Source organism: Chloroflexia bacterium SDU3-3 (assembly GCA_009268125.1).
Classification (GTDB): domain Bacteria; phylum Chloroflexota; class Chloroflexia; order Chloroflexales; family Roseiflexaceae; genus SDU3-3.
Genome location: WBOU01000012.1, coordinates 124,407 through 137,418, shown reverse-complemented (window position 1 = coordinate 137,418; position 13,012 = coordinate 124,407). Strand labels below are relative to the sequence as shown.

Genomic DNA, 13,012 nt, shown 5'->3' with positions numbered 1-13,012 from the left:
CTGTTCTTCCTTCTAGCGCATAGCGAGGAACGCATGACCTGTGGAGTGAATCACACCTGCGCCGAGATCGTGCTGCGGCTCTTGGCCATCGGGCTTTCCAACGGGGCGATCATCGCCCTGAACGCCATCGGCGTGACCCTGGTGTATAGCGTGGTGCGCCTGATCAACTTCGCCCACGGCGATCTGTTTGCGCTGGCCACCGTGCTGGCCGCCTTTGTGATCGAGAAGCTGGGCCTCTCGCCCAGCACGCCGCCCCTGGCGCTAGCCGGGGGCATCGCCCTGGCCTTTGTGCTGGCCAGCGGGGCCGGGGCGCTGCTGAACGTGGCCATCGAGCGGGCGGCCTTCCGCCCGTTCCGCAGCGGCCCGCGCATCGCGCCGCTGATCGCCACCATCGGGATCTCGTTCATCCTCTATCAGGTGGCGCTGCTGGCCCGCTACATCACCAACGCCTACATCCCAGGCGAGCACCGCAGCGTGCCGGGCATCCCCGAGCTGCCACGGTTTCGCATCCCGCAGCTGCTGCCCGATGTCGATCTGGTCGCGGCGCTGGGCCTGCCGCTGCGGGTGCAGTACCCGCTGCGCGACGCGCTGATGCCGCTGGTAGCGCTGGCGCTGGCCGCCCTGGTGGGCCTATTCCTGCGCAGCCGCATGGGCAAGGCGCTGCAGGCCTGCGCCCAGGATGCCGAGATGGCCGAGCTGTGCGGCATCGACCGCACCCGCGCTATCCAGATCATCTTCGCCATCGGCGGCGCGATGGCGGGCGCGTCGGCGCTGGCCTACGCGCTCTACTATACCCACCCCTACACGCTGTATGGCGCGCAGAGCAGCCTCACAGCGCTGACGGCGGCGGTGCTGGGCGGCATCGGCAGGCCGCGCGGCGCGTTCCTGGCTGGGCTGATGCTAGGCGTGGTGGCCTCGTTCTCCGACTACTTTCTGCAGGTGCAGTGGACGCCGGTGGTGCTGCTGGGCCTGCTGATCGTGCTGCTGGTGGTCCGGCCCACCGGCCTGGGCCGCAGCGAGAAGCAGACGCTGCTGGATGGCGGGTCGGGCGATGCGACCATCGGGCGGGCGGGCGGCGGCGGGCGGCGCGGCCACCTGGCGCTGGCGGCGCTGCTCGTCGTGGGCGCGCTCTACCCGCTGCTGGATGCGGCCATGGGCGGCAGGGGCATGGTGCTGGCGCTCAGCATCCTGGTGTATGTGCTGCTGGCCCTGGGCCTGAATGTGGTGCTGGGCTTCGCAGGCCTGCTCGACCTGGGCTTCGCCGCCTGCTTCGCGATCGGCGCGTATGTCGCCGGGATCCTGACCATGACCGGCAGCCCGCTGGCCCCGCTGGGCGCGGCCCAGAACTTCGTGCTGGTGTTCGCTATCGCCGCCGCTGTGGCCGCGCTGTTCGGGCTGCTGAATGGGCTACTGACCATGCGGCTGCGCGGCGAGTATATGGCGATCGTCACCCTGGCCTTCGGGCAGCTTGCGCCCCTGCTGGTGCTGAACCTAGACACATGGACAGGCGGCAGCCGTGGCATGGCGGGCCTGCCGCCGCCGCAGATCGCGGGTGTGGCGCTGAGCACGCCCACCGCCCGCTACTACCTGGCCCTGGGCATCATCGCCCTAGTGGTGCTGGCCAGCGTGTGGCTGGCCCGCTCGCGCCTAGGCCGCGCCTGGGCCGCGCTCAGCGCCGACGAGCTGGCGGCGGTGAGCAGCGGCGTGCCGCCCGCGCGGCTGCGCTGCCTGGCCTTTGCGCTAGGCGCGGCCTGCGCAGGGCTGGCCGGGGCGATCTTCGCCAGCGGCTTTAGCTATGTGGACCCGACCCAGACCGAGTTTCGGCTCTCGGCCATGGTGCTGGCCATGGTGGTGGTGGGCGGGGCGGGCAGCATCCACGGTGCGATCATCGGCGCGCTGCTGATAGCCCTGTGCGACCAAGTGCTGATCGCGGCGCTGGGCGCGTGGACGGCGGGCCAGGCGGCCAGCGGCATGTGGCTGCTGGGCATGCTGGATGTGCGCTCGCTGAACTTTTTGGTATTTGGGCTGGCGCTCTACCTGACGGTGCTGCTGCGCTCGCGCCGAAGCGCGGCGGCCTAGCCCTGGCGCGGTGGGCGGCATGGGCGGCTGGCCAGGGCCATGCCGCCCATCTTTTTCAAAAAGAATACGTTATGTCATCAATTCAACAACCCGCCATCCTAGGGAATCAAGCGCTAGGCAGCGCGCCATACAAAGCGAGCGGGTGGCCCACGGGCTGCGGCAGCACTGCCGCAGCCCGCGCCTGTGTGGCCAGACAGGGCCAATATGAGGAAAAAGGCTGATTTTCTTGTAGAACTCTTATATTAGGGAAAGCAAACGCGGCGCGCTTCGTGCTATAGTTCGTAGCCGAAAGAGGTTGATGTTGGGTGAAGGATGTGACGATGAGTGATTCTCTGCCTCCGGCCAGTGGCGCAAACGCCACAAGCCGCCCCCCCGCGCCGCGATCGACGGGGCCACACGGCAACCCGCCCGGCGGCAGCCGCGCTACGCCAAATGGCGCGCCCCCGCCCCAGGTTCCCAACCCGCTGCGGACATGGCGCTTCTGGATACTCTTTATGGTGCTGCTTGGGATCAACTACCTCATCCTGCCGATGATCTTCCCCGAGCCGCACGACCGCGTCGAGATCTCCTACACCTTCTTTAAGCAGCAGGTGCAGGCTGGCAACGTGAGCAAGGTCACAAGCCGGGGCGAAGACCTGCAGGGCGATTTCAAGCAGCCGATCAAGCGCTCGCAAGACCCTGCGCAGGCCAGCACCACCCCTACGCCCCAGCCGCTGGGGCTGTTTGGCGGCAGCCCGCGCGAGGAGCCAAGCTACTCGCAGTTCTCGACAATCAAGCCCACCTATGCGGATGAGGAGCTGGCCCAGCTGCTGAGCGCCAACAAGGTGATCGAGGACGCCTCGCCGCTGGAGACCAGCCGCAACCCGCTGTTCACGCTGCTGCTCTCGTTCGGGCCGACCCTGCTGCTGATCGGCGGCTTCCTGTGGCTCAACAGCCGCATGCTCAAAAACGGCAGCGGCGCGTTCAACCTAGGCCGCAGCCGCGCCAAGCGCTACGACCAGTCGCAGGCCGAGAAGCGCGTGACCTTTGCCGATGTCGCGGGCATCGACGAGGTCGAGCAGGAGCTGCAGGAGATCGTTGATTTCCTGAAAGACCCGCAGAAGTACCAGCGCCTGGGCGGGCGCATCCCCAAAGGCGTGCTGCTGATCGGCCCCCCAGGCACCGGCAAGACGCTGCTGGCCCGCGCGGTGGCTGGCGAGGCCAATGTGCCCTTCTTCAGCATGAGCGGGTCGGAGTTTGTCGAGATGGTGGTGGGCGTGGGCGCGGCCCGCGTGCGCGACCTGTTCCAGCAGGCCCGGCAGTCCTCGCCCTCGATCATCTTTGTAGATGAGCTGGACGCCATCGGGCGGCGGCGGGGCGGCAACAGCCTGGGTGGGAACGATGAGCGCGAGCAGACGCTCAACCAGCTGCTGATCGAGATGGATGGCTTCGACGCGAGCACCACCGTGATCGTGCTGGCCGCCACCAACCGCGCCGATGTGCTGGACCCCGCGCTGCTGCGCCCTGGCCGCTTCGACCGCCGCGTGACGGTGCAGCCAACCGACAAAAATGGCCGCGTCGAGATCCTGAAGATCCACACGCGCGGCGTGCCGCTGGGGCCGGATGTGAGCCTGGAGAAGATTGCCGCCGCCATGCCGGGGGCCACCGGGGCCGAGATCGCCAACCTAGTGAACGAGGCGGCCCTGCTAGCCGCGCGCAGCGGCCAGAGCGACGTGCGCGCCGAGGACTTCGACCGCTCGCTGGAGAAGATCATGCTGGGGGCCGAGCGCCCGCTGGTGCTCAGCCCCGCCGAGCGCGAGCGCACCGCCTACCACGAGGCGGGCCACGCGCTGTGTGGCCTGCTGCAGCCCGAGGCCGACCCGGTGCGGCGGGTCACGGTGGTGCCGCGCGCCCAGTCGCTGGGCGTGACCCTGAGCGTGCCCGACATGGACCGCTATAACTACACCGAGGACTACCTGCGCGCCCGGATCGTGCTGGCCCTGGGCGGGCGCGCAGCCGAGCTGGTGGTGTATGGCAATATCACCACCGGTGCCGAGAACGACCTGCAGCAGGTGACCAGCCTGGCCCGCGCTATGGTGGCCCGCTTCGGCATGAGCAGCGAGGTCGGCCAGATCCAGCTCGACAGCCGCGACGAGGGCAACTACCTCGAGTCGGGCTTTGGCGGGGGCAGCCAGCGGCCCTACAGCGACGCCACGGCGCAGGCCGCCGACCGCGCGGTGCGCAAGATCGTGGACGACAGCTACGCCAAGGCCATCCGCCTGCTGAACGAGAACCGCGACAAGCTGGAATCGCTGACCCAGGCGCTGCTGCGCGAGGACTCGCTGGATGAGCAGGCCATCCTGCAGGCCACCGGCATCGCCTCACGCCGTAGCCAGCCCAGCGTGTCGGCGTTCGCGCCCTAGCTGGGGGCGGGCCAGAGCAGACGGGGGCGGGGGAATTAATCCCTCGCCCCCGTCTGGCGTTGCTGGGCAAAAAAACGACCGCCTATCGTGATAAGCTGCTTGACAAGCGCGGCGGGCAGGCTACCATACCCATACGCATGGTACCGCTTCCCTATGGCCATACTTGCCCACAAGTGGGCCGGGCATATGGTGGTGCGCCCCATGCCCCTGGGGCGGGCCGCCGGGCCGCCCAGGCCAGGGTATGAGCGATACACCCTGCCCGCCTAACCACCACGCATCCTAACCTAGCTTCCGTTTTTTACGCGAGCGGAATAGGCGGGTACATATTCCCTGTTGGAGAAGGCATTTATTCGTGTACACACCTCCCTATCTACCTAACATGCTGGCCAATTCGGCAACACATTATCAACTTAACCTGTTGACAACTTTCAGTAGTACGATACAATGTAGTTATCCCCCCACGCACCCTCATCATACAACGCGGGGCCGAACATACTACCGTGTGTCGTTATTACAACTCAGGGAGGCCCAGCATGAGCAAGACTCTTATGCGCCGGATCGTGCAGTTTGCGCTGACCGCGCTCCCCGTGGTCTTGGCCCTCGGCGGCAGCATTCCGAACATCGGAAAGTGGACCTAGGCGCTCGCTGCGCTCATTCAGCCTACTGTACCGGAGAACCTACCGTTCTCCGGTATTTTTTATGACCAATGACGATACGATGCGAGGCCACTATGTCTGAACTTTCTCGCCCGGCTCGCGCCTACCTCTACGTAGTATGGTCGGTCGCCGCGCTGCTGCTGGTAGGCCTACTGCACTGGCTCCCCCCTAGCCAGCCTGTGATCTGGCTGATCAGCTGGCTAGCTGGCTACGCCCTGGCCGATTTCTTCGAGGTGAACTTCGAGACGAACGGCAACCGCATCGGCATGACGCTGGCCGAGGCCTTTACGATCTTCCTAGTGCCTACCGCCGGGGTGGCCGCGATCTACATCATCGCCGCCAGCACGCTGATCGTCGAGATTACCCGCAGACGACCCTGGCACAAGGCCCTGTTCAACCTGGCCTCGCGCACGATCACCACCGCGATCATGGTGGGGATCTACACGCTTATCCACGAGCCGGGCGTGGCCACCTTCAGCACCCCGCGCGAGATCTGCGCCTTCATCGCCATCGCCCTGGGGTTCTATATCTCCAGCACGCTGCTGGTAGGCACGGTGGTGGCGCTGGCCAGCAACACGCCGGTGCAGTCGATCTACCGCGACAGCTACCAGCTAGTGCAGTGGATCCACCTGCTGACCCTGCCGATCGGCGCGCTGATGGCCGCGCACTGGAACAGCAACTTCTGGATGCTGGTGTTCGACCTGCTCATTCTGCTGATCGCGCAGCGCTCGTTCGTGATGGTGGCCCAGCTGCACGAGGAGAGCCACCGCCGCCAGCAGCTGGCCGACGAGCGCGAACGGCTGCTGAAGGAGCTGCAGGCCCACCAGGAAGAGCTGATCCGCACATCCAAGCTCTCGGCGCTGGGCACCTTCGCCTCGGGGATCGCCCACGAGTTCAATAACCTGCTGACCGCTATCCAGGGCCAGGCCCAGATCGGCATCGTCACCAACGATCTGGATGAGATGCACGAGTCCCTCGACCTGATCGTGAAGGCCTGCAGGCGCGGCAGCAGCATCACCAAGGGGCTGCTGACCTTCGCCCGCCAGCGCGAGACCCAGCAGGTAATGTGCCAGCTGGGCGAGCTGATCGACGACACGCTCAAGATGATCGAGTACGACTTCGAGAAGGAGCATATCCAGATCGTGCGTCATCTGAGCGCCGTGCCGCCCACCCTGTGCGACCCAGGGCAGATGGTGCAGGTGTTCCTGAACATGCTGACCAACGCCCGCGACGCCATGCACGAGCTGGGCGGCGGCACGATCACGCTGAGCATGCACCACGACAGCGAGTCGATCTTCATCACCTTCGCCGACACCGGCAGCGGCATGCCATCCGAGCTACAGCAGCAGATCTTCCAGCCCTTCATCACCACCAAGGGCAACAAGGGCACCGGCCTGGGCCTAGCGATCTGCTACGGCATCATCGAGAGCCACGGCGGCACCATCAGCGTCACCAGCTCGCTGGGCCAGGGCACCACCATGCTCATCCGCATCCCGCTGGTCGAGCGCCACGAGCCAGCCATCCGCCTCAGCCAGCACGACGCCAGCCGGATCGCGGCTGCAACCCCACACGAGCCAGCGCGTATATAATCTTAGAAAGCGAGCGCGACGGCCTGCCAGCCAGCCGCCGCAGCCATGCCCCACTGGGGCGGCATGGCCTACCCGCAGCAGCAGGGGCGCATCCAGCGCCCCGGTAAGCGCCGCCCCGTGCGGCAGGAGTTTCCCCCTGTGAGCCCGACACTGTTGGAGCTTGCAATCGTGATCGTCATTCTGGTACTCGCGTGGCAGATTGGCATCGCGCTGGCCCCCCGTGTGCTCCAGACCATCCGCTCGCTCTGGGGCGAGGTGCGCGAGTCTGCCGACGAGGCCGACCAAGCCCCCGACCCACCAGAGCCACCTCGGCAGCCCAGGCCACCGCGCTCATAGTCGGCAGAGGTTTTTTTCGGCACTGAAATAAGGAGCACTCGCATATGTCTCGCAGCACTTCCACAACCCGCAGCGGTTTATCACGGATCGGCGTGCTGATCACCATCGCCGTGGTCGCCGTCGCCCTGCTGGCCCTGATGTTCTCATCGTGGCGCAACATCCGGCCCGGCTATGTGGGCATCGTGTTCAACAAAGCATCCCACGATGTGAACGCCGGAGCCCAGCGGCCCGGCTGGGCGTTCATCAACCCGTTCACCGAGGCCATCCAGGAATACCCGATCACCATCCAGACCTACAGCATGCTGCTGAAATCCAGCGAGGGCAGCATCGACGGCGATGACTCGATCAAGGTGCAGAGCGATGAGGGCCAGCAGATCAACCTGGATGTGGTCATCCAATACCAGGTGATCGCCGAGGAGGCCGGCCAGCTCTACCAGGACTGGGGCGGGGCCGACATCACCACGGTCGAGGAGCGCGTGGTGCGCCAGTACACCCGCTCGCAGGTGCCGGTGGTGGCCTCGAAATATGGCTGGGAGGAGATAACATCGGCCAAGCGCGGCGAGATCAACGAAGAGATCAGCAAGGCGCTAGGCACCGAGTTCAAGAAGCGCCACCTGCAGCTCGTCTCGTTCGCCGTGCGCGAGGTGCACCTGCCCGCGTCGCTGCAGGCAGCCCTAGATCAGAAGATCCAGGCCCAGCAGGCCGCCGAGCAGCAGAAGTATCAGCTGGAGCAGGCCAAGATCAAGGCCGAGCAGGATGTGGCCGAGGCCCAGGGCCACGCCAATGCGCTGAAGGCTCAGGCCGAGGGCGAGGCCCAGGCCACGCTGCTGCGCGCCCAGGCCCAGGCCGAGGCCAACGCCAAGCTCTCGCAGAGCCTGACGCCCGCCCTGATCCAGTACCAGATGATGGAGAAGTGGAACGGCCAGCTGCCGACCTTCACAGGCGGCGCGACGCCACTGATCGACGCCACCAGCATTATCAGCGGCACGCGCTAGCCGCCCAGACACAGCACACAGCGGCGGGTGGGGCATCGTGTGATGCCCCACCCGCCGCTGTTGTTTTTGCATGTGCTTTCGCGGTATGCTGGGCAGGCCAGCGCGCCAAGCTAGGCGGGCCGCCCGCCCGGCCCGCGCCACCAGCTGCGGCCCCGCGTGCGCTGGCGGCGCGGCAGGCGCTGCCGCAGGCTGCCGCGCCCGCGCACGCTGAGGATGGAGCGCACGCTGGCGGCGCTCAGGATCGAGAACAGGCTGGCCGCACACAGGATACTGCCCACACTGCCCAGGCTGCCAATGCTCAAAAAGCTGCCCGCGCTGCCAATACTGAGCACGCTGCCCGCGCTGCCGATGCTCAGGATGCTGCCGGTGCTGCCGATGCTGAGCAGACTATGCCTGCTGCCGATGCTCCAGATGCTGCCGCCACGCGGGCGGGCGATCCGCACGATGATCGATGGCCTCTGCTGGGGCATAGCGACTCCTTGGATCGAAGAACCAAGCCAGTATATCGCCCGCCGCCACCGCCCACAACCGCCGCGAGGATGAGGTGATCGGCGGCAGGCGTTCGAGGGGGCAGGGATTCTTGGCCGCCAAGGGCGCCAAACGTCACGGGGACTCTGCACGGCTGGCGATAGGTGCCCTGCACGGGCGGCGCACAGGGTCTACCCTCTCACATGGTGTCACTTTCACGTCAGAGCACTGTGCTTGTTCCTGATAAGCGCTGGCGGTTCTGCTTGCGTAGTAGGTGGAAGCCCTGCGCGGATCGCCTCCCGAAACCTCCGCGAGGGGCGATACCCTTAACATGGTGTCACTTTTCACGTCAGCGCTGGGCCTATTCCCTATACGCGATGGTGGTTGTACTTGCGTAGTGGGTGGATGCCCTGCGCGGGCAGCACCTCGGGGCCAGCCCCTAGGAACCCCGCCAGGGGGCATCGCCTTCAACAGGTGTCACTTTTGTGGCGTTCCCATGGGTTTTTGGCAACCATGCACGATCGATGGCCGATGCACCGCATTGCCGTCATCGCACCCGACCCGATGTTCGCAATGATCCGCCATGAGTGTAGGGGCGGATCTCGTGTCCGCCCCATTGTAACGCGCCGCAAGCAGCAAGGCCCGATCCGATGCTTACGGCACATCCCAATGCGTTCCACGCCGCGTTGCATCGCACGCATCGAATGCCCTGCGATGCGTGCGATGCAACGCGGCGTGGGCGGGCACCAGACCCGCCCCTACAGCAATGATCACATGGCGCGCATGCCCGGCACGCCGTTTCATCCCGTGGAGCGCATCCCGACGCTCCGCCCAAGAAAGTGACACCTGTTGAAGGGCATCGCCCTCTTCGATTCCCCAATTTTGAGTATTCCTATGCTGTTTTCCTAGCGGCTCGTGTTCGAGCATAGGGCCAGTTTGCACGAGCAGCACCTTCGCCGCATGGGCCAGGTGGGTAAGATTACCGATCATCGGCGATGGGGCGGGCATAAAACCTGCCCCATCGCGATGCGCCGCCCGCATCGCAACCCCACCCGATGCCCACGGCGCGTAACGCGGCGCGGGCGGGCATGAAACCCGCCCCTACGTCAATGACCCCATCGCGCACATGCCCAACCGCTGCTGTTTGTTCCCTTGTGCTTAGGTGCCCTGCTGTATTGGCGGTATACCGGGTCGCTCTTCCCCTCGTGCCTTCGCGTCTTCGCGGTATTCATTCTTGCGGGTTCCCTTGGTGTCTTGGTGGTAAAAAAGCTGCGGTGCTATAATCACCCGGCAAGCCAAGCAAAAAGAGGATGTATGAACAGCTACCAGAACATCGTGCTGGAGCGCAGCGGCGCGGTCGCCACCATCACCATAGACCGCCCCAAGGTGCTGAACGCGCTCAACCAAACCACCATCCGCGAGCTGCTGGCCGCGCTCGCCGAGGTGGAGGACGACGACGCCATCGGCGCGGCGATCATCACGGGCGCGGGCGAGCGCTCGTTCGTGGCCGGGGCCGACATCGGCGAGCTGAAGGCCCAGCCCAGCGCCACGGCGGCCCGCGAGATGGCCGAGCAGGCCCACCAGCTGGGCCTGCGGATCGCGCAGATGCGCACGGTGGTGATCGCCGCTGTCAACGGCTTCGCGCTGGGCGGTGGGATGGAGCTAGCCATGGCCTGCGATATCCGCATCGCCGCCGAGACGGCCCAGTTCGGCCAGCCCGAGATCAACCTGGGGATCATCCCCGGCTGGGGCGGAACCCAGCGGCTCACGCGGCTGGTGGGGCCGGGCATGGCCAAGCTGCTCATCCTCACCGGCGAGCGGATCAGCGCCCAGGAGGCGCTGCGGATCGGCCTGGTAGAGCGGGTGGTGCCCGCCAGCGGGCTGCTGGGCGCGGCGGGGGCCTTGGCCAGCAGCATTGCCGCGAAGGCGCCGCTGGCGGTGGCCGCTGCCAAGCAGGCCATCGGGCGGGGCAGCGAGATGCCGCTGGCCGACGCATGCATGTACGAGGCCGCGCTGTTCGCCGAGCTGGTGGTCTCGGAGGACGGGCGCGAGGGCACCAGCGCCTTCTTAGAAAAGCGCGAGCCGCAGTGGAAGGGCCGCTAGCGTGGCGAATGCGCAGATCCTTGTGCCGCTGGGGCGGGGCGGGCCGCTGAGCGAGGCGCTGTTCCTGGCCAGGCCGAACCGCTTCCTGGTGGATGCGGAGCTGGGCGGCGCGACCGTGCAGGCCCACCTGGCCGACCGGGGGCGGCTGAAGGAGACCCTGGTGCCCGGCGCACGCCTGCTGCTGGCCCACCAGCCCGCGCCGGGGCGCAAGACGCAGTACCAGGCGGTGGCCGCCATCCACGCGGGGCCGCCCGAGCGCCTGATGGGGCTGGACACCCACCTGCCCAACCGCCTGATCGAGGCCGCGCTGCGGGCGCAGGCCCTGCCGCCCTTCGCGCGCTACCCGCAGGTGCGCCGCGAGGCCACCGTAGGCGCGAGCCGGTTCGACTTTCAGCTGGGTGGGGCGGCTGAACCATGCCTGGTGGAGGTAAAGTCGGCCAGCCTGCTGATCGAGGGTGTGGCGCACTTCCCCGACGCGCCCACCGAGCGCGGGCGACGGCACCTGGGCGAGCTTGCGGCGCTGGCCCAGGCCGGGGCGCGCGCGGCGGTGGTGTTTGTGGCCCAGGGCAGCGCCAGCGCGGTGGCCATGCACACCGCCATAGACCCGCAGTTCGCCCTGGCGCTGGCCGAGGCCGCCCGGCGCGGGGTGGAGGTGTACGCCTACGCGTGCCCGCTGAGCCGCGCGGGCATCGCGCTGGGCCACGAGATCCCGGTTCTGTTCGAGACCACAGCCAAGGAGCACCTATGACACCCCAACCGAGCGCGGCGGAGAACCGCCGCGAGCAGATCGGCTGGTACTTCTACGACTGGGCCAACTCCGCGTTTACCACCACGGTCATCACGGTCTTCCTGGGGCCGTATCTCACCACAGTCACCCAGGCCGCCGCAGGCGAGGGCGGCTTTGTCTACCCGCTGGGCATCCCCGTGCGGGCCGACTCGTTCTATGCCTACGTGGTGTCGCTGTCGGTCTTCCTGCAGATCTTCCTGCTGCCGGTGGTGGGCGCGATCGCCGACTACTCGCGGCTGAAGAAGCCGCTGCTGCTGCTGTTCGCCTACGCCGGATCGATCGCGACCATGGGCATGTTCTTCCTGCAGGGCAGCAACTACCTGCTGGGCGGCGGGCTGCTGCTGGTGGCCAACCTGTGCTTCGGCGCATCCATGGTCTTCTACAACGCCTTCCTCTCTGAGATCGCCACCCCCGACCAGCGCGACACGGTCTCCTCGCGCGGGTGGGCGCTGGGCTACCTGGGCGGCGGGCTGCTGCTGGTGGCCAACCTGGCGCTGTTCCTCAACGCGGGCAAGCTGGGGATCGAGGACAGCGTGGCCGTGCGGATCTGCCTGGCCTCCTCGGGCGCGTGGTGGGCGATCTTCACCATCGTGCCCATGCTCACCCTGCGCCAGCGCGGCGCGGTGAAGCGGCTGCCGCCAGGGCAGCACTACCTGACAGTGGGCTTCGCGCAGCTGCGCCACACCTTCAGCCAGGTGCGCAGGCTGCCGCAGACCCTGCTGTTCCTAGCCGCCTACCTGCTGTATAACGACGGCATCCAGGCCGTGATCGCGCTCTCGTCGCAGTTCGGCGCGCAAGAGCTGGGCATGGCCAGCTCCAGCCTGATCACGCTGATCCTGATCGTGCAGTTCGTGGCCTTCCTGGGGGCGCTGCTGTTCGGCTGGCTGGCGCGGAAGCTGGGCAGCAAGCGGGCGATCATCCTGAGCCTGCTGATCTGGTCGGCCACCGTCATCCTGGCCTTCTTCATCCAGACCCAGACCCAGTTCTTTGTGCTGGCGGTGCCGATCGCCCTGGTGCTGGGCGGCAGCCAGGCGCTCAGCCGCTCGGTGTTCTCGCAGATCATCCCGGCGGGGCAGGAGGCCGAGTACTTCAGCCTGTACGAGCTGAGCGAGCGCGGCACCAGCTGGCTGGCCCCGCTGCTGTTCGGCCTGGCGCTGCAGTTCACGGGCAGCTACCGCGTGGCGCTGATCTCGCTGATCGTATTCTTTGTGGCCGGGCTGGCACTGTTCACACGGGTGGATCTGCGGCGGGCGATCGTGGAGGCGGGCAACACCCCGCCCAGCCAGATCTAGCAGCATGAAGAAACGGCTGCTCCGCTGTAAGAGCAGCCGTTAGGGGTAGAAATGAGGCGCGGCAGAGGGGAAAAAGCGCCGTGTCGTCAAGCGCTGCGGTGCCACCGCGATCACCGACTTGTGTGGGGCTATCATAACGTTGGGCCGCAGATTCAGCATCGGCATCAAGCCCTATCGTGAGATCCATCGCAAGAAGGATGCAGGCCGCCAAGAGGATGAGTCGCAGGTAGGACCAATGCCTGCGCGGGGCCGGGCCAAGGCCGCAAGAGAGGAGGAAACGCTTTACAGCGCCAAACCCCATATGT

8 protein-coding genes and 1 pseudogene are annotated in these 13,012 nt (G+C 66.7%); 8 read left to right on the top strand and 1 reads right to left on the bottom strand.

The annotated features are described in order from the left end of the window. The first annotated feature begins 33 nt into the window (after window positions 1-33). From F8S13_19130 to F8S13_19110, 5 genes are all read left to right on the top strand, one after another. On the top strand, window positions 34-2,079 hold the full coding sequence (locus F8S13_19130; protein KAB8141518.1) for an ABC transporter permease: 2,046 nt from the start codon (window positions 34-36) through the stop codon (window positions 2,077-2,079). A gap of 320 nt (window positions 2,080-2,399) precedes the next feature. Further along, entirely contained in the window at window positions 2,400-4,481 is a 2,082-nt protein-coding gene (gene hflB, locus F8S13_19125; protein ID KAB8141517.1) for an ATP-dependent zinc metalloprotease FtsH, read from the top strand. Between the two features lie 706 nt (window positions 4,482-5,187). Further along, entirely contained in the window at window positions 5,188-6,726 is a 1,539-nt protein-coding gene (locus F8S13_19120) for a HAMP domain-containing histidine kinase (GenBank protein ID KAB8141516.1), read from the top strand. Window positions 6,727-6,771: 45 nt separating this feature from the next. Continuing rightward, on the top strand, window positions 6,772-7,062 hold the full coding sequence (locus F8S13_19115) for a hypothetical protein (protein KAB8141515.1): 291 nt from the start codon (window positions 6,772-6,774) through the stop codon (window positions 7,060-7,062). Window positions 7,063-7,106: 44 nt separating this feature from the next. Further along, window positions 7,107-8,057 carry a prohibitin family protein gene (locus F8S13_19110; protein ID KAB8141514.1) on the top strand — a complete coding sequence of 317 codons (951 nt, stop codon included), beginning with the start codon at window positions 7,107-7,109 and terminating at the stop codon, window positions 8,055-8,057. Window positions 8,058-8,257: 200 nt separating this feature from the next. Here the strand turns inward: F8S13_19110 and F8S13_19105 are convergent. After that, a pseudogene (locus F8S13_19105) lies at window positions 8,258-8,527 on the bottom strand (hypothetical protein). A 1,312-nt stretch (window positions 8,528-9,839) separates the two neighbouring features. Between F8S13_19105 and F8S13_19100 the strand changes: the two are divergent. Genes F8S13_19100 through F8S13_19090 form a run of 3 tightly spaced genes read left to right on the top strand, consistent with a single transcriptional unit; the run spans window position 9,840 to window position 12,707 of the window. After that, window positions 9,840-10,628 carry an enoyl-CoA hydratase gene (locus F8S13_19100; GenBank protein ID KAB8141513.1) on the top strand — a complete coding sequence of 263 codons (789 nt, stop codon included), beginning with the start codon at window positions 9,840-9,842 and terminating at the stop codon, window positions 10,626-10,628. Between the two features lies 1 nt (window position 10,629). Next, complete coding sequence (sfsA, locus tag F8S13_19095; protein ID KAB8141512.1) at window positions 10,630-11,376, top strand: DNA/RNA nuclease SfsA; 747 nt, start codon at window positions 10,630-10,632, stop codon at window positions 11,374-11,376. Beyond that, window positions 11,373-12,707: an MFS transporter gene (locus F8S13_19090; GenBank protein KAB8141511.1), complete on the top strand. Its 1,335-nt coding sequence runs from the start codon at window positions 11,373-11,375 to the stop codon at window positions 12,705-12,707. Before sfsA ends, F8S13_19090 begins: the two co-directional genes overlap by 4 nt. Window positions 12,708-13,012 lie beyond the last annotated feature (305 nt).